This window comes from Mesorhizobium sp. M0227 (assembly GCF_040321855.1).
GTDB lineage: Bacteria > Pseudomonadota > Alphaproteobacteria > Rhizobiales > Rhizobiaceae > Mesorhizobium.
In genome coordinates, this window is the sequence record NZ_JAMYSJ010000024.1 from 23,941 (window position 1) to 46,296 (window position 22,356).

Annotated in this window: 19 protein-coding genes; 7 read left to right on the forward strand and 12 right to left on the reverse strand. The window is 63.1% G+C overall.

The features are described from left to right. Positions 1-3: 3 nt before the first annotated feature. Positions 4-549 carry a DUF924 family protein gene (locus tag NKJ00_RS25215; RefSeq protein ID WP_023813032.1) on the forward strand — a complete coding sequence of 182 codons (546 nt, stop codon included), beginning with the start codon at positions 4-6 and terminating at the stop codon, positions 547-549. Between the two features lie 27 nt (positions 550-576). Here NKJ00_RS25215 and folK read toward each other — a convergent pair whose 3' ends face one another. Genes folK through folP form a run of 3 tightly spaced genes read right to left on the reverse strand, consistent with a single transcriptional unit; the run spans position 577 to position 2,287 of the window. Beyond that, the gene (gene folK / locus NKJ00_RS25220; RefSeq protein ID WP_023813033.1) at positions 577-1,089 is read right to left on the reverse strand and encodes a 2-amino-4-hydroxy-6-hydroxymethyldihydropteridine diphosphokinase; all 513 of its coding nucleotides are present in this window, start codon (positions 1,087-1,089) and stop codon (positions 577-579) included. After that, complete coding sequence (folB, locus tag NKJ00_RS25225; RefSeq protein WP_023813034.1) at positions 1,073-1,432, reverse strand: dihydroneopterin aldolase; 360 nt, start codon at positions 1,430-1,432, stop codon at positions 1,073-1,075. The genes folK and folB overlap by 17 nt, the downstream gene beginning before the upstream one ends. 3 nt (positions 1,433-1,435) lie before the next feature. Further along, the gene (gene folP / locus NKJ00_RS25230; protein WP_352552995.1) at positions 1,436-2,287 is read right to left on the reverse strand and encodes a dihydropteroate synthase; all 852 of its coding nucleotides are present in this window, start codon (positions 2,285-2,287) and stop codon (positions 1,436-1,438) included. 103 nt (positions 2,288-2,390) lie between these two features. On the opposite strand from folP, the gene NKJ00_RS25235 reads away from it, so the two are divergent. Together NKJ00_RS25235 and NKJ00_RS25240 are read left to right on the forward strand one after the other, a co-directional pair. Further along, positions 2,391-3,050, forward strand: coding sequence for a DUF922 domain-containing Zn-dependent protease (locus NKJ00_RS25235; RefSeq protein WP_352440309.1), 660 nt, complete (start codon positions 2,391-2,393; stop codon positions 3,048-3,050). A 204-nt stretch (positions 3,051-3,254) separates the two neighbouring features. Further along, a complete protein-coding gene (locus tag NKJ00_RS25240) occupies positions 3,255-4,736 on the forward strand; it encodes an MDR family MFS transporter (RefSeq protein ID WP_352612808.1) in 1,482 nt (493 codons plus the stop codon). A 3-nt stretch (positions 4,737-4,739) separates the two neighbouring features. Here NKJ00_RS25240 and NKJ00_RS25245 read toward each other — a convergent pair whose 3' ends face one another. The 3 genes from NKJ00_RS25245 to NKJ00_RS25255 all read right to left on the reverse strand — a co-directional run bounded on the left by NKJ00_RS25245 (position 4,740) and on the right by NKJ00_RS25255 (position 6,665). Continuing rightward, positions 4,740-5,768: an NAD(P)/FAD-dependent oxidoreductase gene (locus NKJ00_RS25245; RefSeq protein ID WP_352440292.1), complete on the reverse strand. Its 1,029-nt coding sequence runs from the start codon at positions 5,766-5,768 to the stop codon at positions 4,740-4,742. Positions 5,769-5,864: 96 nt separating this feature from the next. Continuing rightward, positions 5,865-6,185 carry a 2Fe-2S iron-sulfur cluster-binding protein gene (locus NKJ00_RS25250; RefSeq protein WP_013531878.1) on the reverse strand — a complete coding sequence of 107 codons (321 nt, stop codon included), beginning with the start codon at positions 6,183-6,185 and terminating at the stop codon, positions 5,865-5,867. A gap of 111 nt (positions 6,186-6,296) precedes the next feature. Beyond that, positions 6,297-6,665 (reverse strand): Hpt domain-containing protein, encoded by a 369-nt coding sequence (locus NKJ00_RS25255; protein WP_023813039.1) that lies wholly within the window; start codon positions 6,663-6,665, stop codon positions 6,297-6,299. Positions 6,666-6,937: 272 nt separating this feature from the next. Between NKJ00_RS25255 and NKJ00_RS25260 the strand changes: the two genes are divergently transcribed. After that, entirely contained in the window at positions 6,938-13,249 is a 6,312-nt protein-coding gene (locus NKJ00_RS25260) for a kinesin (protein WP_352631658.1), read from the forward strand. Between the two features lie 186 nt (positions 13,250-13,435). After that, a complete protein-coding gene (locus NKJ00_RS25265; protein WP_128303562.1) occupies positions 13,436-14,050 on the forward strand; it encodes a 3'-5' exonuclease in 615 nt (204 codons plus the stop codon). A 51-nt stretch (positions 14,051-14,101) separates the two neighbouring features. Here NKJ00_RS25265 and NKJ00_RS25270 read toward each other — a convergent pair whose 3' ends face one another. The 4 genes from NKJ00_RS25270 to NKJ00_RS25285 all read right to left on the reverse strand — a co-directional run bounded on the left by NKJ00_RS25270 (position 14,102) and on the right by NKJ00_RS25285 (position 18,188). After that, the gene (locus NKJ00_RS25270) at positions 14,102-14,710 is read right to left on the reverse strand and encodes an ABC-type transport auxiliary lipoprotein family protein (protein WP_502895168.1); all 609 of its coding nucleotides are present in this window, start codon (positions 14,708-14,710) and stop codon (positions 14,102-14,104) included. A gap of 79 nt (positions 14,711-14,789) precedes the next feature. Next, on the reverse strand, positions 14,790-16,163 hold the full coding sequence (locus tag NKJ00_RS25275) for an MlaD family protein (RefSeq protein ID WP_352612804.1): 1,374 nt from the start codon (positions 16,161-16,163) through the stop codon (positions 14,790-14,792). Between the two features lie 14 nt (positions 16,164-16,177). Continuing rightward, positions 16,178-16,999, reverse strand: coding sequence for an ABC transporter ATP-binding protein (locus NKJ00_RS25280; protein WP_128303560.1), 822 nt, complete (start codon positions 16,997-16,999; stop codon positions 16,178-16,180). A 1-nt stretch (position 17,000) separates the two neighbouring features. Beyond that, entirely contained in the window at positions 17,001-18,188 is a 1,188-nt protein-coding gene (locus NKJ00_RS25285; protein ID WP_352631660.1) for an MlaE family ABC transporter permease, read from the reverse strand. A gap of 76 nt (positions 18,189-18,264) precedes the next feature. Here NKJ00_RS25285 and dgcA point away from each other — a divergent pair, with 76 nt between their 5' ends. Then, positions 18,265-19,248, forward strand: a complete 984-nt coding sequence (dgcA, locus tag NKJ00_RS25290) for an N-acetyl-D-Glu racemase DgcA (protein ID WP_352631662.1) — start codon at positions 18,265-18,267, stop codon at positions 19,246-19,248. Here the strand turns inward: dgcA and NKJ00_RS25295 are convergent. After that, the gene (locus NKJ00_RS25295; protein WP_352631664.1) at positions 19,219-20,433 is read right to left on the reverse strand and encodes an MFS transporter; all 1,215 of its coding nucleotides are present in this window, start codon (positions 20,431-20,433) and stop codon (positions 19,219-19,221) included. The genes dgcA and NKJ00_RS25295 overlap by 30 nt on opposite strands. A 124-nt stretch (positions 20,434-20,557) precedes the next feature. Further along, the gene (locus NKJ00_RS25300) at positions 20,558-21,373 is read right to left on the reverse strand and encodes a UDP-2,3-diacylglucosamine diphosphatase (RefSeq protein ID WP_352631666.1); all 816 of its coding nucleotides are present in this window, start codon (positions 21,371-21,373) and stop codon (positions 20,558-20,560) included. A gap of 118 nt (positions 21,374-21,491) precedes the next feature. Between NKJ00_RS25300 and NKJ00_RS25305 the strand changes: the two genes are divergently transcribed. Continuing rightward, positions 21,492-22,271, forward strand: a complete 780-nt coding sequence (locus NKJ00_RS25305) for an SDR family oxidoreductase (protein WP_352552979.1) — start codon at positions 21,492-21,494, stop codon at positions 22,269-22,271. Positions 22,272-22,356 lie beyond the last annotated feature (85 nt).

Genomic DNA, 22,356 nt, shown 5'->3' on the forward strand with positions numbered 1-22,356 from the left:
TGCATGGAATTGGACAGCCGGGCCCTATCGGTCACCAAATTCTGGCGCGATGCCGGCGAGGATGCCTGGTTCGAGAAGAACGAAGCATTCGATGCCGAGTTCCGCGACCGCTTTCTCGGCCTGCACTATGCCGCCGCTCGGCGTGAATGCGACGACTGGCTGGAACATGCCGAAGGCGCGCTGGCGCTGATGATCCTGCTCGATCAGTTTCCGCGGAACTGTTTTCGCGGCACCGGCCATATGTACGCGACCGATCCGCTCGCCAGATATTTCGCAGAGAGGGCGGTCGCGGCCGGCCATGACCTGGCACTCGAGGAAGAACTCCGCGTTTTCCTCTACCTGCCGTACGAGCATTCGGAACTGCTGGCCGACCAGGACATTTCGGTCGAGCTGACGCAGGCCAGGGCCGAGCCCTACCTGAAATACGCTGTCGAACACCGCGATATCATTCAGCATTTCGGCCGTTTTCCGCATCGAAACAAGATGCTTGGCCGCGAAACCACGGTGCAGGAGCAGGCGTTCCTGGATGGTGGCGGCTTCTCTGGCTGAAGATCCGGCTACTGCCTCGTCCGGACCTCAGGCCAGCCACCAATCCCGGCCGGACGACAATCGCTCGATGCCTGAGGTATCGACGGCGACCAGGCGGTCGGTGATGCTGCGGCCGCTGACAACCAGGCTGGGCGCGATCTCGGCCAGCGGCGCCAGCACGAAGGCGCGCTCCAGCATGCGCGGATGCGGCACCTCCAGCCCGGTCTCGTGGATGACGCGGTCGCCGAACACCAGAATGTCGATGTCGATCAGCCGCGGCCCCCAGCGCTCCTCGCGCACCCGCTTCAGCTTGCGCTCCGCATCGAGGCAGAGGTCGAGCAAGGCACGCGGTGCAAGCACGGTGGAAATCTCGGCGGCCGCATTGAGAAAATCCGGCTGATCGAGCTTGCCCCAGGGCGGCGTGCGATAAAGCGACGAGACGCCGGTGACGCGCGTATCCGCGTCGGCATCCAGCATTCGCAGCGCCGCGCCCATGGATTTCGCCGGATCGCCAAGATTGCCGCCAAGGCTGAGATAAACGGTACTATTCGGGCCAGACAACGGTCACCTCGACATAATCGAGCACGCCGGGCACCGGTGCGTTCGGCTTGCGCACCGTGATCTCGGCTTTCTTTATCTGCGGAAAACGCGCCGTCAGCGCACGGGCCACTTCGAGCGCCAGCGACTCGATCAGAAAACGGCGCTGCCCGGTGATGATCTTTTCAATGACGGTGAATGCAATGCCGTAATGGACCGTATCCTCGATGGAATCCTCGGCAAGCGCCCGGCCCGGATCGACGGTGAGAACGGCATCGACATAGAAGCGCTGGCCGAGCCTTTCCTCCTCGTCCAGCACGCCGTGCCGGGCAAAGAAAGCGCAGTTCTTCATGCGGATGACATACATCGCTCAGTTTCTCGCCCGGTCCGTCTGACGCGCCAGCATAGCATCCGCAAGCGCCAAAGCGTCCACGTTGAATGCGACATCGTGGACGCGAAACAGATCGGCGCCCTGGAGCCTCAATATAACGCTGGTCGCCGCTGTTCCGACCCCTCTGTCGGCGGCATCACGGCCGGTGACCGTGCCGATGAAGCGTTTTCGCGACGTACCGACCATCAGCGGCAAGCCGAGTGCATGCAATTCCGAAAAGCGTGCCATTAGGTCGAGATTTTCCTTCGCCGTCTCCTTGGCGAATCCGAAACCGGGATCGAGCACGATATGATCGTCGGCGATGCCGTTCTGGCGGACGATTTCCAGCGACTTTCGCAGGAACGTCAATTGATCGGCAATCACATCCGGCAGTTTCTGGCGATCCCGCCCGGTATGCATGATGACAAGCCCGGCGCCGGTGTCGGCGGCGACACGCGCAATATCGGGCTCGCGCTGCAAACCCCATACATCGTTGACGATATGAGCGCCGGCGGCAACCGCCAGCCGCGCCGTGTCGGCGCGATAGGTGTCGACCGAAATCAGCACCTCACTCACGCCCGCCAGCGCTTCGATCACAGGCAGGATGCGGTCCTGTTCCTGACTGGCCGATACCGCGGCAGCACCTGGGCGCGTCGATTCTCCGCCGACATCGACGACCAGTGCCCCTTCCCCGATCATGCGGCGCGCCTGGGCCAGCGCCTTTTCAGGGGCGTCGAACTGGCCGCCATCGGAAAAGCTGTCGGGCGTGACATTGAGGATGCCGACGACCACGGCCTTGCCGCCAAGGTCGAGATGGCGTCCATGCGCCAACTGCCATCGCCTGGCCGTCATTGCTCATCGACCATGGAGTTCATCAATCATGTGTGATCCCTGGCGGATCAATTTCATTGCGCCGGCAACGGCCGTAAAGCAAGGTGGTCGAAGAGGCAACATGATGAAACGATCCATGCTTGGCATGAAAAAACCGTCCCTGTGCGTGAAACAATCCTTGGCTTGCGCGCTGCTGCTCGCCATGACCCCGCTTCCGGCGGCTGCCGCCAATCTCGTCAAGACGTACAGCTATTTCGCCATCGGCGGCAGCACGCTCGACGACATCGAGGCACAACTCTCCAAACGCGGGCCGGAGGTGAAAAGCACCGGCACCCGGCACCCGGGCGCCACGCAAATGGCCTTCACCACCCGTATCAGCTATGCGCAGACACCGAGTTCCTGCCGAATCGCCGACGCGGTGGTGACCGTCAAGGTGAAGGTGATCCTTCCCGAGTGGCGCCGCCCGCGCAAGGCCGATGCCGATGTCAGGCTGTTCTGGGATACGCTGTCCGCCGACATCAAGCGCCATGAGGAGCGCCATGTCGAAATCGCCAAGAACCATGGCGGCGAACTCGAAGAGGCCTTGAAGGCCACCTACCCGCAAAAGAACTGCGACGCCGCCAAGGCCAAGGCGGCCGCGATCACCGCGGCTGTCCTGGCCAGGCACGACCGCGCCCAGCTTCAGTTCGACCGCGTCGAAAGCGTCAATTTCGAAAGCCGCATCCTGCGGCTGCTGCGCTACCGCATGGAGCGCATCGGCAACGGCCGACTGCCGCCGGCCTGAACGCACCCGAACTGAAGCCAAATTCGCCGAAGCGTAGTGCCAGATTCGAAAAACTTTCGAGCCGCTGTCGAAACCGGCCTATATGGGACGACATATATCAGGCTCGCCAGACGCGAGCATAAAACACCAATGCGATCCGAACGGTCGAGAAACCGGAACGGCTGAACAGCGCCGGTCAAATCGCAAGCTTATGGATGAACGATCATGGACCAGGCTGTCGATAACAAAACGATGGCGGAAACCGGCACGCCGATAACAGAGAGCGAAAAGAACGCCATTATCGGCGGCGTGCTGTTGTCGATGCTGTTGGCGGCACTCGATCAGACCATTGTCGCGCCGGCCATGCCGACCATCGGGCATGCGCTCGGAAACGCACACTATCTGCCATGGATCGTCACCGGTTATCTCCTGACCGCTACCGCCGTGGCCCCGCTCTACGGCAAGATTTCCGATGTCTACGGACGCCGGCCAACCGTCTATGCCGCGATCCTGATCTTTTTGGCGGGATCGCTGGTCAGTGCGATGGCTCCCAACATGTTTGTGCTGGTTGTCGGGCGGGCGATCCAGGGCGCCGGCGGCGGCGGCTTGTTCGCTTTGACGCAGACCGTCGTCGGCGATCTCGTTCCGCCGCGCGAGCGGGCACGCTATGCCGCCTGGTTCTCCGGCACATGGGCCGTCGCCAGCGTTGCCGGTCCGTTGCTCGGCGGCACTTTCGCCGAGCACCTGCACTGGTCACTGATCTTCTGGATCAACATTCCGCTTGGTGTTCTTGCGATGGCGATCATCAACAAGCCGCTCAAGAAACTGCCCGTTGCCGCAAAGCGCCATCGTATCGACGCCCTGGGCGCGTTGCTTCTGATCATTGCCACGGCGCTGCTGCTGCTCGCATTGAACTGGGGCGGCAGCGCCTATCCCTGGATTTCGCTTGAAGTCATCGGCGTTCTCTGCGGTTCGGCGATTTTCTGGGGCGCTTTTGCCTTGCGGCTTATGCGAGCCGCCGAGCCGCTCATCTCGCTTGAAGTGCTTGGCAATCCAATCGTTCTGGCAGGCACGCTTTCGATGTTCCTGCTTCAGGCCGCAAGCGTCGGCATGGCTGTGTACCTGCCCGTCTATCTTCAGGCGGTGCTCGGCCTGTCGGCAGCAGAGTCGGGCATCGCGATGCTTGGGCTTCTGCTGGGGACCGTCGGCGGCGCGGCATTCAGCGGGCGCATGATACCGCATTTCACCCACTACAAGCGCATTGCAATGGTGGGCGTCGTCTTCAGCATGCTGTGCCTCTGCCTGCTGGCCGTCGTCGCAGGATATGCAACGCTGCTGGAGGTAGAGGTCTTGACGATCTGCATCGGGTTTGGAACCGGAACGACGTTTCCGGTCACCACCGTGTCGGTCCAGAACGCCGTCGATCGCGTGCATCTCGGCGTCGCGACGGGCGTGCTGACATTCCTGCGTTCGCTTGGCAGTGCGCTTGGTGTCGCGATGCTCGGCGCGGTCGCTCTGGGCTACGGCCTGCCGCTTGCCGGTGAAGGCGTGCGGATCGTGGGCCATAGCGCGACGGTCGAGCCGTTCGTGATGATCTTTGCCGTCGCCGCCGCTACATTGCTGCTGGGGCTGATCACGCTGACGCTGATGCCCGAAAAGGAGCTTCGCGGTTACGCCGACAATGCGACGCCCATCCTCGCCGAGTAAGCTTCAGCCGGAGACGCCGAGCTTCTTCTGCAGGCTGGTCGAGGAGGTCGTGTACTGGAAAACGATGCGCTCGCCGGGGCTGATGATGCGCTTGGCGGCCTGCGCCATCAGCGCCACTTCGTGGAAGCCCGACAGGATCAGCTTCAGCTTGCCCGGATACCAGTTGATGTCGCCGACCGCGAAGATACCAGGCACCGATGTCTGGAACTTCTCGGTATCGACCGGAATAAGGTTCTCGTGAAGGTTGAGACCCCATTCCGCGATCGGTCCGAGCTTCATGGTCAGGCCGAAGAACGGCAGCATGCGCGTGCAAGGCACCTCGACATCGCCGTCCGGTCCCTTGATGGTGGCCGATGACAGTTGGCCGTCGGCACCGGTCAATCCGGTCACCTGCCCGACCTGGAATTCCAGCTGCCTCATTTCCTGCATGGCATACATCTTGTTGACGCTGTCGGGGGCGGCACGGAACTCGGGCCGCCGGTGCACCAGCGTCACGCTCTTTGCCACTGGCTGCAGGTTCAGCGTCCAGTCGAGTGCCGAGTCGCCGCCGCCGACGATAACGAGGTCATGGCCGCGAAAATCCTCCATCCGGCGCACCGAATAGAAGACACTCTTGCCTTCATAGGGCTCTATGCCGGGGATCGGCGGACGCTTGGGCTGGAAGGAGCCGCCGCCGGCGGCAATCACCACCACCTTGGCCTCGAACACCTCATTTTCGTCGGTGGTGACGCGAAAACTGCCGTCCTCCAGTTTTTCCAGGCTGGAAACCATTCGGTTGTAGCTGAAATCAGGCTTGAACGGCGCGATCTGCTCGAGCAATTTGTCGACCAGCCCCTGCGCCGAGATCGAAGGCCAGCCTGGAATGTCGTAGATCGGCTTTTCCGGATAGAGCTCCGCGCACTGGCCGCCCGGCCGATCCAGAATGTCGATCAGGTGGCACTTCATGTCGAACAGGCCGAGCTCGAACACGGCAAACAGGCCGACCGGCCCTGCCCCGACAATAAGCACGTCTGTCTTGGTGGTCTCGGTCATGCGATGTGCCTCGCTGCGAAGAGAGCAGGACACTGCATGACCAATGCTCCGCTGCCAAGCCGCAGCGGGAAAAATCAGTTGGCAAAGATCCTGCGCTTATCCCTGGCGGGCGGGCACGCGGACAACCAGGCCGTCAAGCGCATCGCGGACCTTGATCTGGCATGACAGGCGCGAGTTGGGCTGGACGTCGTAGGCGAAGTCCAGCATGTCCTCTTCCATCGCTTCCGGCTCGCCGACTTCAGCCGTCCAGGCTTCGTCGACATAGACGTGACAGGTGGCACAGGCGCAGGCACCGCCGCATTCGGCTTCGATCCCGGGCACGGCGTTGCGGATCGCGTTCTCCATGACCGTAGAGCCGTTCTCGGCGTCCATGTCGAAATGCGTGCCGTCATGGGCAATGAAAGTCAGCTTGGTCATTTGTCACCTGAAGGGAGTTCCAGCCGAGATAATCACTCCGGCTGACAAGTCAACTGCCGCATGAAAGCGCCGCCCGATGACGTTTTTCCGCAAATCGGGTTCGGCGCGGATTCAGCGGTTGATGGCGGCGATGAAATCGCGCACTTCGTCGATCAGCGTGCCAAGCCGCTTGAGCGTCTGGCCGTCTTCCGGCCGGTGCTCGATCTCGGTGGCGCAATCGGCAATGGCAAAGGCGCCGACGCCCCGTGCCGAACCCTTTAATCCATGGGCGAGCAGAAGCCGGTCCTTGATGTCGGCGTCGACTATTCTGTCGCGCACGGACAGCGCCTGCTGTACAAACAGCGCCAGCACCTCTTGCTCAAGGCTGCGGTCGCCCATCGTCTGGCGGGCAAGGTGTGCCAAATCGACCGGCCGTGACCGCCTTGGTCCGGATACGTCGCCCCCGGGCATTGAGAAGGCAATGCCGCTTTCGCCACGCATGAACTCGAACTCCGTTTCTTCGATTCGCCCAAAAACCTAGGCGAATCCAATGGACAACGGGTTAATGAATGGCCGGGAAAAATGTTGCCAAAGCGGCGCCCAAATCACAGTTCCGTTAACCTTATATTTAAAGTTTTACGTATCCCGCGGAATGCATGTTTTCTTTACCCCCCTGTGTCATTACGATACGAGGGGTCCATTTTCAGCCTCCTGCGCGGGGCAAGACAAACAGAATTATAAGCCCGCGGCAGCTAGTACAGGGTAGCGAAGGCATGGCAAAGAAACCAACGACGACGAGAACTCTCGACAGCGACGTGGCCAGGGAACTGGAAAAGGCGCTCGATCTCGACCTCAGCAACGAGATCGGCAGCGGCGACCTCGACATCGCGGCTTCGATGGAGGATCTGGAAGCTCAGATATCCCAGGCGGCCGACGAGCTGGCGCGCGAGGGACGCAATCATAAGCCGGAACAAAACCCGGAGCCTGTGGTCAATCAGAACCACGCCGCGAAACCCGCGCCCAAGGCCAAGCCTGCCGAATTGCGCCCCGTGGAACCGCGCAATGGCGCCCAGCCCGCGGGTTTCGCGCCGGCCAATGACGATCGCCAGAAGGACTACAAGACGCTTCTGCACAGCCTCAACAGGCGTGCCTCGAACACCATTTACTGGGTCGTCGCCTTCGTTTCGCTCGCCTGGTTCGCCGGCGCCGGCGGTTTGGCCAATCTGCTTTTCGGACCGAGCATCTGGAGAATCCGTACGCTCGACCAGTTCCTTGCCCGTCCGGAACTGATCGGCCTCGCTGTCGCGGCCATCGTGCCCGTCATCCTGTTCTGGGCCTTCGCCGCCATGATTCGCCGCGCCCAGGAAATGCGCATCGCCGCACAGTCCATGACCGAAGTGGCCTTCCGCCTGACCGAGCCGGAAAACCTTGCCCAGGATCGCGTCATGATGATCGGCCAGGCCGTTCGTCGCGAAGTCGCGGCCATGGGCGAAGGCATCGAACGCACACTTGCCCGCGCCGTCGAACTGGAAACGCTTGTCCACAGCGAAGTCAACCAGATCGAACGCTCCTATTCCGAGAATGAATCCCGCATCCGTTCGCTGGTCGACGGGCTCGGCAGCGAGCGCGAAGCCGTCGTCACCCATGCCGAGCGCGTCCGCGCCTCGATCACCGGCGCGCATGAGACGCTGAAGGACGAGATCGGCGCCGCCTCCGATATCATCCGCGACTCGATCCTGAATGCATCGACCAAATTGTCGATGACGATCACCAATTCCGGCGACACGCTGATCGATCGCATCAACGAAAGCTCGATGTCGATCTTCGATTCGGTCGAAGGCCGGCTCGATTCGATCACCGATCGGCTGTCGACCTCGGGCGAGGCCTTCGCCAGCCTTCTCGACACCCGCATTGCCAAGCTGACGGACACCACGGACGGCCTGACGCGGTCGTTGACCGATCTGCTCGACGATCGCACCACCGGCATGGTGTCGCTGCTCGGCGGCGCCGCGCGCACCCTCAATTCCGAATTCGAGGCCAGCCTCAACGGCATCGAGCGGACGCTCGCCGAACGCGGCCAGGCACTGATCAGCGAGTTCCAGACCCGCGCCGAGGCGCTCGACACCGGAACGCAGAAGCTCAATGCGGCACTCGAGGCCCGCGCCCGCCAGATCAACGAAACGCTGGTCGAGCGCGCCCGCGAAATCGCCCACACCTTTGCCGAGAGCAAGGACACGTTGTCGGCGATGATCGATCAGGGCAAGACCCAGATCGGCGCCGACATGGCCGACATCGTCACTTCGACCTCCTCTATGCTCGAAGCCCGCGCCAGCGACTTCGCCGGGCGCATGGAAGCCGCCCGCCACGTCGTGTCGCGTTCGTTCGACAGTGACATCCAGCGGCTCGCCGACGCCCGCGTCGGCATCGAGGAAGCCGTCGAGAACCACAGCAGGAAACTGTCAGAAAGCCGCGAACGCATGGCCACGGCCATGGAGGCCGACCTGGCGAAGTTCGCCGAGGGCCGCGCCGGCATCGATGCGGCGGTGACCAACCAGGTACAGAAGCTGGCCGAAGGCCGCAGCCTGATCTCGCGCGCTCTTGAAGAGGATCTGCGCAAGGTCAATGAATCGCGGGCGGCCATCGATGCATCGCTCGGCAGCCATCTCGAAAGGCTGGAAGAAGGCCGCAACAGGCTCTCCACTGCCTTGAACGAAGACTCCGGGAAACTGGTGCAAGCTCGTACGATCATTGATGAAATGGTCGCAGGTCATGTCGGAAAACTCGCCGAGGGCCGCAACATCCTGTCGCGCGCTTTGGAAGCCGATCTCGGCAAACTGTCCGACAGCCGCGCCGACATCGACGGTCTGGTCGCCGGTCAGGTGGAAAAGATCGCCGAAGGCCGCGCCGTGCTCGCCAAGGCGTTGGAAAACGACATCGTCGGCATCAAGAGCCTCATCGAAACCCATTCCGCCAAACTGGCAGAGGACCGCACACAGCTTTCCCATTCGCTCGACAATGATCTGTCCGGCATACGCGGCCTGATCGAAGGGCATTCAGGACGCCTCGCCGAAGACCGCAGCCTGCTGTCGCAGACCCTTGAAGCCGACCTTGCCAAGCTGGCCGAAAGCCGTTCGAGCATCGACGGTCTGGTCGCCGGTCAGGTCGAGAAGCTGGCCGAAGGCCGCGACATTCTCAAGCGCGCGCTGGAATCCGACCTGAACACGATCAAGGGCGTCATCTCAAGCCAGTCGGAAAAGCTGGCCGAGGATCGCGGGCAGCTTTCGCGGGTGCTGGAAACCGACCTGCAGAATGTGAACAGCGTCATCGCCGATCACATGAACAAGCTTGTCCAAGACCGCTCCGCCCTGTCCAGGGCACTTGAGGACGACCTCGCCAAGCTGGCCGACAGCCGCTCCAGCATCGACGGGCTCGTCGCCGGTCAGGTCGAGAAGCTTTCCGAGGGTCGCGACATCCTGCGGCGCGCTCTGGAATCCGACCTCAATGCGATCAAGGGAACCATTGCCGATCAGTCGCAGAAGCTGGTCGATGACCGGGCACAGTTCGCCCGGGCGCTCGAGGCTGATCTCGAAAGCGTCAACGGCTTGGTCAACAGCCATTCCGAAAGGCTCGTCCAGGATCGTTCAACGCTGTCGAAAGCGCTTGAAGCCGACCTCGAAAATGTCGGCGGCCTCGTCAACAGCCACGCGGAAAGGCTTGTCCAGGAACGCTCGACCCTGTCGAAGGCGCTCGAGGACGATCTCGCCAAGCTGGCCGAGAGCCGCTCCAGCATCGATGGCCTGGTCGCCGGCCAGGTCGAGAAGCTCGCCGAAGGCCGCGATGTTCTCAAGCGCGCGCTGGAAGCCGATCTCGCCAAGCTGGCCGAAAGCCGCTCCAGCATCGACGGTCTGGTCGCCGGCCAGGTCGAGAAACTGGCCGAGGGCCGCGACATTCTCAAACGCGCCCTCGAAGCTGACCTGCAGAAGCTTACCGAAAGCCGTGGCGATATCGACGACGTCATCGCCGGACATGTCGGCAAGCTGTCCGAGGGCCGTAATATGCTGGCCCGCGCACTGGAAGACGATCTGGGCAAGTTGGCCGAGGCCCGCAAGGACGTCGACCGGTCGCTGTCGGGTCACATCGACCAGATCGCCGCCAGAAGCACCGGCATTTCCGACGCGATCGCGGCGGATGTCGAAAAGATCGAGCAGGCGTTCAGCCGCCAGACGGGCATCATCGAGGAGCGCGCCGGCACCATGGAGCGTGCGCTCTCGACAGGCGTCGACAACGTCCGCGCCGTGCTCGAGAAGAGCGCCGTATTTGTCGCCGGCGCCCTGCGCGAGAAGGTGCTGGAAGTCACCAGCACCCTGCACGAGCAGGCCGGCGCCGCGTTCAGCGACGCCGACCGCAAGATCGCCGAGCGCGCCGAGCAGACCTCCGCCGCCCTGCTGGCGCGGGCCGAAGACATCGCCCGCACCTTCGAGGATGCAGACCGTCGCCTGCACGCCCGTGCGGAAGATACGTCGAGCGCCTTGCTTGCCCGTGCGGACGACACGTCCAGCTCGCTGCTGGCCCGCGCCCATGAAACCGCCGATCAACTGGCTGCTCGCGCAAGCGAGATCGCCGGCACCTTCGAAGCGGCGGACCAGAAGCTCGCCGCCCGCGCCCAGGAAACCGCCGATCAGCTGACCGCCCGGGCTCAGGACACCGCCGATCATCTGGCAGCTCGTGCAAGCGAGATTGCAGGCACGTTCGATGCCGCCGACCAGAAGCTGGTCGCCCGCGCCATCGAAACGGCCCAGTCGCTGGCCGCGCGCGCCGGCGACATCCTGCGCAACTTCGAAGGCGCCGACCAGCGGCTCGGCATGCGCATCGGCGAATCGGCCGAAGCGCTTGCCGCACGCGCATCGGACCTTGGCCGCATCTTCGATGCCGCCGACCAGCAGCTCGTCTCGCGCATCGCCGAAGGTTCGGAAGCGCTGTCGAGCCGTGCTTCGGAAATCGGCCGTATCTTCGACGACGCGGATCAGCGCCTGGTGTCGCGCATCGCCAGCAGCACCACCACGATCGGCGAGCATGCCGAGACCATCGTCGGTGCCTTTGCCGATACCGAGCAAAGGGTCGCCGAACGCGCCAGGCGGACCGGCCAGGACATGGCCGTGCACGCCCGCGAAATCGAGCAGGCGCTTGCCGGCGCCGACGAGCGGCTCGCCTCGAGCGCCGCGGCCGCGGCCGCCCGTGTCGAAGAGCAGGTCTCAGGCGTCGAGAACCGCCTCGCCTTCACAGCCGAGACGATGGGCCAGAAGCTCAACGAGCAGGTGTCGAATGCCGAGGCGCAACTCGTCTCGCGCGCCAATGTGATCGCCGAGACCTTCACCGCGGTCGGCCAGCATATCGGCCAGAGCACCAACGATGCCGCCAAGACGATCGGCGCCAACACCCGCGAACTCAACACCATGCTCGCCGCACGTTCGGCCGAAATGTCGAAGATCCTCGACGAAACCGCACGGCCCTTGGTCGAGCGTTTCGCCCAGGGCGGCTCGGACCTGCAAAAGAGCATGGAAGAGGTCACCGAACGCGCCACCGAGAAGCTGCGCACCGAGAATGCCGCGCTTGTCGACGCACTCGCGAACCGCACCGCCGAAACCTTGTCGGCGGTCGAGGGCGCCCGCTCGTCGCTGTCCGACAGCGTCGCCGATCTCATCGGCCGGATGACCAAGTCCAGTTCGCAGCTCGGCCAGCTGATCGAGCAGGCCGCGGTCAATCTCGGCCAGGTCGATGAACGCCTGAGCGGCAGCACGCAAAGCTTCGCCGCCACCACCGAGAAAGCCGCGCAGACCTTCGCCAGCTCGGCGCGACTGGTCGATTCGAACACGACAAGGCTGACGGAACTGTCGTCGTCCACCTTGCGCGAGGTGGCGTCGATCGCCACCAAGTTCGACGAACACAGCCGCCTGCTGTCCAGCGCTTCGGACCTGCTGAGCTCGGCCCAGAGCAATCTCGAACACACGCTCGAGAGGCAATCGTCGCTCGAAGACCTCGCCGTCGGCCTAGTCAAGAAGTCGGAAGATCTCGAAAGGGTCATGCGCTCGTTCGAAAATCTCGTCGGCCAGACGCTGCAGAATGCCGAAGGCAAGACGATGGAATCGGCCGACAAGATCCGCAATGCCATCACCGACGTCGTCGATTCGGCAACCAAGCGCTTTGCCGATGCGACCGAAGAGATGCGGCGCACCGCGGGCTCGATCAAGAGCGAACTCGACCTGACCCGGGCCGAGCTCAAGAAGGGCGTCATCGAAATGCCGGAAGAGGCAAAGGAATCGACCTCGGCCATCCGCCGCGCCGTTTCCGAGCAGATCAACGCCCTCAAGGAGCTTTCGGACATCGTGGCCAAGTCCGGCCGCGGCGGCGGTGACGGATCAGAACCACGCAACCTGCGCCCGGCGCCGCAAGCGCCGGCCGCACGCGCCGCCGAGCCGCCGCGCCGTGCACCGGCACCGCAGCCGGACCTGCGCACGCCTCAGGCGCCCTTGGGCGGCCCTGCATTGCGAGGCACGCTCGACCTTGAGCGTCCTGCCGAGGCGGCACCGCGTCCGCGCGGCGATGCCAGCGCCCGCACGCCTCAGGGCGGATGGGTGCGCGATCTGCTTACCGCGGCATCGAACGATGAGGACCTCAGGTCGGCAGCCCCTACGGCCCCCGTGGAAGCGCAGCGCGCTACCCCTGCCCAGCGCTCGCCCCTGCATGTCGTGGAATCGCTGAACTCGCTCTCCGTCGACATCGCGCGTGCCATCGACCACGATGCTTCGATCGAGCTGTGGAACCGCTACCGGCGTGGCGAGCGTGACGTCTTCACGCGGCGGCTCTACACGCTGAAGGGACAGCAGACGTTCGACGAGATTCGTCGCAAGTATCAGGCCGAGGCCGAGTTCCGCGCCGCCGTCGACCGCTACTGCGACGATTTCGAGAAGCTGCTCAAGGATGTCTCGCGCAACGACCGCGACAACATCATGGCGCAGACCTATCTGACGTCGGACACAGGCAAGGTCTACACCATGCTGGCCCATGCGAGCGGCCGCCTGCACTAAGACAGGAATTGAACAGGCGGGGCCATGGTCCCGCCTGTGACTGTGCTGAACCTCCGGCACGCGCCGAACCTGCCCGCAGCACGTTTGCAAGCCGATCGACGCGTTCGGGACTTGCCCAAGTCGGATTTCCGACGCACTGAAGTCCACCGACAATACCCGCTGCCCTGACGCTCGAAGGGTGTGATCGTGAAGACGGCAATCATATTCGACTGCGAGTTTCTTTGCCTGGAGGGCTCGCAACGCCGATTCTGGTGCGCGGCACACGACCCCGACCCGGTGATCGCGCAGATCGGCGCGGTCAGGCTTGGACTTGAAGGCGACTTCCCCCTGCTCGGCACACACAAGGCCTATATCAGACCGGTCGACCGGTTTGGTCAGAGATACGCCCTCGACCCGTTCTTCACCAAACTGACCGGCATCACCGAGGAAGATCTGGAGACCGAAGGCGTGGCGCTAGGAGATGCGCTCGCCGACGTCGATCGTTTTTCCGACGGGTCGCGATTCTGGTCCTGGGGCAAGGACGAATTGAACATGATCGCCATCAGTTGCTATGTCGCGGGCATTCAGCCTCCGGTCCCGGCCACCCGGTTTGACAATGCCGTCAAGCTGCTGATCGCGGCCGGAATGCCGATCGAGGATCTGGCGAGAACGCCGAGCAACAAGCTCGCCGATTACTACGGCGTCGAACACCCGCCATTGCAGGGGCACGACGCGCTCGGTGACGCGCTGTCCGTCACCTATACCCTGCAGTACCTGATGAAGACCGGAAAGCTCCGCCCGGAAATCTTCGACCGCTTGTAGGTAGAGAAGCCTGGGGGGATGAAGCTTTGTGGGATTCCGGCGCCCCCGCGCTCAGATCACCGAATCCGTCCAGCTCACGATCTGCCCGGCGGCGTCGCCGAACGCCTTATCGAGCGCGCTGACATAGGCAGGATTGCCGCTGCCCGAGACGGGTGCGGCTGCGGTGAAGCTCTTGGAGGCACGGACCTCGCCGTTGCGATCGTTCAGGATGCGCACGAACAGGTCGACCTCGGCATGCTCGCCGCCTTCGACGCGCACCTCGAAGGACCGGATTTCGACGATCACCTGATAGTCGATCGCCAGGCCCTCGCCCGGCTTGCCGACGCCGGCAAAGCTGCCCGAGCGCTGGAACGTCTCGGCCAGCCGCGCCTGCACGATCAGCGGCAGCCGGTCGGCCCATTGCGCGCCCTTGAGATACTGGATCGAGCGATCCGACGGCTTGATGACGATGTTCTGGCTGTCCAGCGCCTTGAGCGCCGACGGCTGCGCGATCAGGATCTGCCGGCGGCTGTGGCCATGCGCGTCGACCGAAGGCGCCGACAACTCGAACGTATCGAGCGGCGCGGGCTTGCCGCCCAACGCCGCGCAGCCGGCCAACGTCAAGGCAAGCAGTGCCGCAGCCGAAGTCAACCCGCCCGTTTTCACCCACACAGACTTCACGCGCGATCCCCGTTGTCCCCGGATCGTAAGATCGACCCGCTTTCGCGGCTCATGTTTCTGGGGCGCGCCGTCGCCGAAGTCAACGCCGCGCCCTGCCATCGAATTGCCGAACCTCGCCGTCGCCACCCGAAAGGATGCGCTGCGGATTGCGGCTGAGATCGGTCACCGCCTCTTCGATGCGGCTGATCGAACGGCGGCTGTCCTGCACCAAAGCCTCGACATTCGAAAGCCCCTGTCCCGAGAAGCGCGCCAGATTGTCGGTGATGACGCCAAGGCGGGCATTCAGCGTGTCGGCAACCTGCTTGAACGACTTCAGCGTGGCCCTGGCATCCGCCATCACGCCGTCGGCCTGGCCCGACCCGAGCAAGGTATCGACCTTGGCAAGAATGCCATCGACGCGCACCGAGGCATCGTTGAGCCGTTGCGCGAGCTGCTTTGCATCCTTGATCGTCTGGTCGATGTCGTCGGCCCGGTTGGCGAACTTGTGGGTAACCTCAGCGATGTCGGCGGCGGCCTTGTCGGCGCTCTCGCTGGCCTTTTGGATGTTGGCGAGCGCCGAGCGCACTTGTGCGGGATCGATACCGTCGAGCACGTTGTCGACCTTGGCCAGCGTGCCTTGCGTCCGTTTGGTAAAATCGTTGACCGACCCCAGGGCCGTATCGACGTTCTTGATCACGCCGTCGAGCTGTTTCGACGTCTCCTTGAGGTTACCGGTTACCGCGTCGACATTGGCGACGATGCTCTTGATCTTGTCCTTGTCGACGGCGTTGAGAAGGCCTTCGGCTGCTTTCAGCGTGCCGTCGAGTTTGCCGGAAACGCCTTTCAGCTCATCCGCCAGCGTGCTGGCGGCGGACAGGAACTTGTCGATGCCGTCCGAATTCTTGGCCAGCGCATCGGAGAAGGTCTGGACATTCTGGACGGTCTGCGTCAGCGGCCCGCGAACGTCCCTGGTGAAGCCTTCGAGCTCGGTCAGCACCTTGTCGGCGCGGGTGAAGATATTCTGCGCCGTCTGCAAGAGGTTGGTCACCGCCGACGGGTTGGCGACGATCTCGGCGACCTTGCCTTCCTTTTCCGCCTGGTCGAGGAGTTTCACTTCCTTGGGGTCGGCGCCCTTGAGCTCGATGTTGGCCTGCCCGGTCAGGCCGGCAAGCCCGATATCGGCTTGCGTCGATTTGGTGATCGGCGTCATGCGGTCGATCTCGGTATCGGCGATGGCAACCGTCGGATTGTCGACGTCGATATAGACGCGCTTGACGTCGCCGACCTTGACCCCGTTGAACAGCACGAAACTGCCGCGGCCAAGCCCGGACGCAGAGCCCGGAATGCGCACGCGCAGCAACGTCGTCTCGCCCTTGTCGCCGATGGCCGCCGTCCAGTAGACGAAGGCAAACGCCGCCAGGATCGCGGCCAGCGTGAAGATGCCGACAATGACATAGTTGGCTCTGGTTTCCATTGTCCCACTTATGGCTATGCGCGCGCCGCAAGATCAAGTTGCCGGGCGCGTTTTCCGCGGAAATAGGACTTTACCCACGGTTCCTCGCTCTTCAGCATGTCGCCGATGGTGCCTTCGACCAGCACTTTTTTCTTGCCGAGCACGGCCACCCGGTCGCAAGCGGTGAACAGCGTGTCGAGATCGTGCGTCACCATGTAGACGGTCAGATCCATCGTATCGCGCAGCTTGACCACCAGCTCGTCGAACTCCGCCGCGCTGATCGGATCGAGGCCCGATGTCGGCTCGTCGAGGAAGACGATGTCGGGATCGAGCGCGAGCGCCCGGGCCAGCGCGGCGCGCTTGATCATGCCGCCGGACAGTTCGGACGGGAATTTCTGCGCTGCATCGGGCGGCAGCCCGACCAGCTCGATCTTGAGCATCGCCAGTTCGTCCATCAGCTTTCGCGGCAGGTCGAGATATTCGCGCATCGGCACCTGGACGTTTTCCAGCACTGTCAGCGCCGAGAACAGCGCGCCGTGCTGGAACAGCACGCCAAGCCGCATGTCGATGCGCAGACGCTCGGCATCATCAGCTTTCTCGATATCGACGCCGAACAGCTTGATCGTACCCGACTGCTTGCGCGTCAGGCCGAGAATGGTGCGCAGCAGAACGGATTTACCAGCACCCGAGGCGCCGACAAATCCAAGGATTTCGCCGCGCCTTATGTCGAGCGACAGTCTGTCGAGGATAAGCTTGTCGGCGAAGGACACGCTGATGTCATGCGCGGATAGCACGATGTCGCCCTCACCCGCGTCCTCAGCCAATGCGCCTGCCCTTTTCCTGTTTCGCAGCTTCATCTCAGAACTCGATCGCTGCGTAGAACATGGCGAAAAGTCCGTCGAGGATGATGACGACGAAGATCGACTTCACAACCGAAGCGGTAACATGCTGGCCGAGCGATTCGGCGCTGCCGCCGACCTTCATGCCTTCGACCGAGGCAATCGTGCCGATGATCATGGCCATGAACGGCGCCTTGATCAGGCCGGCAAAGATGGTGCTGAGATCGATGGCGACGCGCAGCCGGTCGATGAAGGCGGCGGGCGGGATGTCGGAATAGAGCCAGGCAGCCAGTATGCCGCCGCCGAGTGCGGCGAAATTGGCGATGATGGTCAGGCACGGCAAGGCGATGACCAGCGCCACGAGCCGCGGAAAGACCAGGACGCCGATCGGGTTGAGCCCGATGACCTTCAGCGCGTCGACCTCCTCGCGCATCTTCATCGAGCCGATCTCGGCGGTGATCGCACTGCCGGAGCGGCCGGCGATCATGATCGCCGTCATCAGCACGCCAAGCTCGCGCAGGATCAGCACGCCGACCAGATCGACGACGAAGATATCGGCGCCGAAATAGCTGAGCTGATAGGCGCCTTGCTGGGCAACGATGGCGCCGACGATCGCCGACATCAGCACCACCACCGGAATGGCGCCGACGCCCATGCGGTCGATCTGGTTGAAAATCGCCGCCGGGTTGACGGCATGGCCACGGCCGAGCTTCATCTGCGCGCCACGGATGGTGGCGCCGAGGATGTTCATCGAGGCGAGAAAATCGTCGCGCATCTCGTAGACCCGGCGGCCAACCGCCTCCAGCGCGCGAATGACGATGTTGGGCGGTCGCGCCGGGCCGGATACGGGTTCGCGCCGCACGGCCTCGCCGACAGCTTCGAGCAGGATCGAAGCGATCTCGCTCTGGCCTTGCATCTGGATCTCGACGCCCTTCTTCTCGAAGGCGCTGACCAGCCGGTCGATCAGCCAGGCGCCGGCGGTGTCCATCTTCTCGATCTTGGAAACATCGAGCGCCAAGGTTTTGAAGCCGCTTCGCTTTTCGATCTTGCGCATGTCGGCGTCGATGAGCGCGACGGTCCTTGTGGTCCAGATTCCGGAGAAAGCGCAGCCAAGAACGCCATCCTCCTCGCCGATCGCCACGCGCGGTTCGTGGTCAGCCTCCCCTGCGGTCGTGCCGCTTGCGTCGCGCTTGCCGATGGTCAACATGGCGTCCTGTTTAGCCTGACGGGTCTGACCTGTCGATTTGCCGACAACGGTTGTCGCATAGCAGGAGCAGAAAAATATGGCGCGTGTCATTTCGGTCGAGGCCGAGCGTTTTCCCATCGCCGGAACCTTCACCATTTCGCGCGGTTCCAAGACCGAAGCCGAGGTGATTTCCTGCACGATCGGCGACGGCGGCCACTTCGGCCGCGGCGAATGTGTCCCCTACAAGCGCTATGGCGAGACCATGGAGGGCGTGCGCGACGCCATCGAGGCCATGCGTGGCCGGATCGCCGGTGGCATCGGCCGGACCGCCTTGCTCGATGCGATGCCGGCCGGAGCCGCCCGCAACGCCATAGACTGCGCCCTGTGGGATCTGGAGGCAAAGCTCAGCGGAACCTCGGTAGCAGTCGCGATAGGTGCTCTTCCCTTGCAGGCGCTCGAAACCGCCTACACGCTGTCGCTGGGCGAGCCGGAGGCGATGGCGGCGCAGGCCCGCGCCAATGCCGCGCGGCCGCTACTCAAGGTCAAGATCGGCGGCGACAACGACATTGCCCGCATCCGCGCGGTCAGGCAGGCAGCGCCAGACAGCCGCATCATCCTCGACGCCAATGAGGGCTGGAGCGACGACAACATCGTTGCGAACCTCGCCTTTGCCGCCGAACAAGGCATCGCGCTGATCGAACAGCCGCTGCCGGCCGGTCGTGACGAGATCCTGCGCCATATCGCCCATCCCGTGCCGATCTGCGCCGATGAAAGCGTGCATGAGGCTGAGAATCTCGAAGCGCTTGTCGGTCTCTACGATGCCGTCAACATCAAGCTCGACAAGTCGGGAGGCCTGACTGCGGCACTGGTGCTGCGCGATCGCGCCCGCGAACTCGGTTTCGGCGTGATGGTCGGCTGCATGGTCGGCACGTCACTGGCGATGGCGCCAGCGGTGCTGCTTGCCCAGCATGCCGATTTCGTCGACCTCGACGGTCCGCTGCTGCTTGCCCGCGACCGGGTACCGGGCCTTATCTACCAGGGATCGCTGGTGTCACCGCCCGATGTGGCGCTGTGGGGCTGAGCGCGCAGCAAGCCCGATGAGCACCAGCCCGATCAAGGCGATCGGGATCATGGCAAAGAAGCCGTCCACGCCGAGACGGTCGTAGAGCGGGCCGGACGCCAGCGTCACCACCGCCATGAAGAAGCCGTTGGAGAAATAGGCAATGCCTTGCGCGGCACCTGTCCGCTCCTCGGAGACGGTTTCGCCGATCATCTTCTGCAGGCCGATCAGCCCAAGCGCCACCGAGACCGAGTGCAGCGACTGGACACCGAAGAAACCGGGAATGCCGAGGCCGAGCGGCCAGACCAGCGGAAAGGCGATCCAGCGCACGATGGAGCCAATCCCCGCCATCACCATGATCGACACGACGGAGAACCGGTCAAAAAAGCGGGTGAACATCATGAACATGCAGACTTCCGACACCACACCCCAAGCCCATAAGAGACCGACAACCGAATCACTGATGCCGATCGATTTCCAATAGATGGAGACGAAACCGTAGAGGAATGCGTGGCTGGCGGTGATGACGCCGACGCCGACGGAAAAATACAGGAAATACGGGTTGAGAAGCTTCGGCGCCGAATGCTGGATGTCGGCGGCCGACAGCGGTGAGGCGCGCCGCGGACGGCCTAGACGCGGCGCCAGCAGGCCGGCGGCAAGGGCCGCGGCAAACGCCGCCAGAATGACAACCGGAACGGCCTGCGAGCCGGTTGCCGACAGAATGAAGCCGCCGGCGACATTGGCGCAGAGATAGGAGATCGAGCCCCATTTGCGCATGCTTGTGTAGTTCGAATCGAAGCGGCGGACCCCCGAAAGCGCCAGCGAATCGGCGATCGGCGAATGCGGCGTCCAGACAATGGTCAGCGCCAATGAGACCGCCAGCACCATCGCATAGGTCGGCGGCAGGAAATAACCTGCCGACAAGAGCAGTGATGCAGCCATCAGCGCGACATAGACATCGGCGCGGTCCCTGGCACGGTCGGCCAGCGCGGTCAGTAACGGCGTCGTCACCACGCGCAGGAACATTGGCGCCGCCAGAATGACGGCGATCTGCTCGGCGTGAAAACCCTTGGCCTGCAGCCACAGTGGAAAATAAGGCAAATGCGTTCCGAGCGGCACGTACAGCGTCGCGAAGATCAGGCTCATGCGCAGTTCGAAATGGCGCGGCTTGACGAGTTGTTCGGGCGAGAGCTGCGGCAGGGCCATGAATCGATCCAATCGCGCTGTATTCGACCGGACGGCAACGCGTGTCGATCCCTTAACATGGACGAAAACCGGGCGAAACCGTTTGGACTAATCGATTGATCCCGCAGCTGAGACGAACTCCGGCCTATGCCGCCTGCCCTACCCGATCTTCGATGAGCAGCGGGATAAAGGGCTCGTCCAGCGACTCTGGCAGCACCTGCGCCCAGGTCAGGATTTCCATGCGGCCGTCAAAATGCTCGACCACGGCCGTACAACTTTCCACCCAGTCGCCGGTGTTGATGTACTGGACATCGCCAAAATTCTCGATGGCGGCATGATGGATGTGGCCGCAGATGACGCCGTCGACATGCGAGCGGCGCGCCTCGTCCGCTAGCATGGTCTGGAACGAGCCGATGAAGTTCACCGCCTTCTTGACGTTGTGCTTGGCCCAGGACGAAAACGACCAATACGGCAGGCCGAGCAGTTGCCGCAGCCGCGTCACCACGCGATTGACCAGCATGGCCGCGTCATAGGCGTGATCACCGAGATAGGCGAGCCAGCGCGCATTGTGGACCACGGTGTCGAACTGGTCGCCATGGATGACGAGCAGGCGCTTGCCGTCGGCGGTCTCGTGGATGGCGCTGTCGGCGACGACGATGCCGCCGAAATGCACGCCCTGGAACTGGCGGGCGAACTCGTCATGGTTGCCAGCGATGTAGGTGATGTTGGCGCCCTTGCGCGCCTTGCGCAGCAGTTTCTGCACGACGTCATTGTGGCTTTGCGGCCAATGCCAGCTCCGTCGCAGCCGCCAGCCGTCGACGATGTCGCCCACCAGATAGATGATATCGGCATCGTGATATCGAAGGAAATCGATCAGGAACTCGGCCTTGGCCGCCTTCGAGCCCAGATGGACGTCGGAAATGAACATGCTGCGGAAAGTGCGGGGCTCTTGGCCGGACATCGCGATTTCACCGTTGCTTTCGCGAGCCTATGCCCCGATTCATGCAACAACCGTATGACGGTTGCGATTGGTCCAGCCGAAGGACTAGCCTGCCGGCCAAATCACAGGAGAAATCGTCATGGATCTTGGTATCCGCGGAAAGAAGGCCATCGTCTGCGCTTCGAGCAAGGGACTTGGGCTCGGTTGCGCCATGGCGCTGGCCGAGGCCGGCTGCGATGTCGTGGTCAACGGGCGCAACGCCGAACTGGTGGCGAAAACCGCCGCTGAGTTGCGCGAGCGCTATGGCGTCACGGTGACGGAAGTCGTTGGCGACGTTTCGAAGCCGGAGGTGCAGAAGGCGCTGCTCGCGGCCTGTCCCGAGCCAGATATCCTCGTAAACAACAATGGCGGGCCGCCGCTTCGCGACTTCCGCACGCTTGATCGCGAAAAAATCCTCGAAGGCGTCACCCAGAATATGGTGACGCCGATCGAGCTGGTGCAGGCTGTCATCGACGGCATGGCCAAGCGCGGCTTCGGCCGTATCGTCAACATCACCTCGCTGTCGGTCTATGTGCCCATTCCCGGCCTCGACCTGTCGTCCGGCGCGCGCGCCGGCCTGACCTCGTTTCTTGCCGGCGTGGCCAGAACGGTTGTCGACCGCAACGTGACCATCAACAGTCTTTTGCCGGGCAAGCTCGACACCGACCGGCTGCGCGGCCCGCATGAAGCCGGCAGTGTCGAAAGCCCTGAGGCCGCAGCCGCGCGCAAGACCCGCATCAGCGCCGACGTTCCGGCCAAGCGGCTCGGTACGCCGGAGGAATTCGGCCAGATCTGCGCCTTCCTGTGCTCGGTCCATGCCGGCTATCTGACCGGGCAGAACATACCGGTCGATGGTGGTCTCTACGTCAGCGCATTCTGATCAACTTGTCCGTGAAACTGCAGGAATGGTCTGTCAGAAAATCAAGATAAGCGTCTGATTAATTGTGGCTTTCGACGCGCCACCG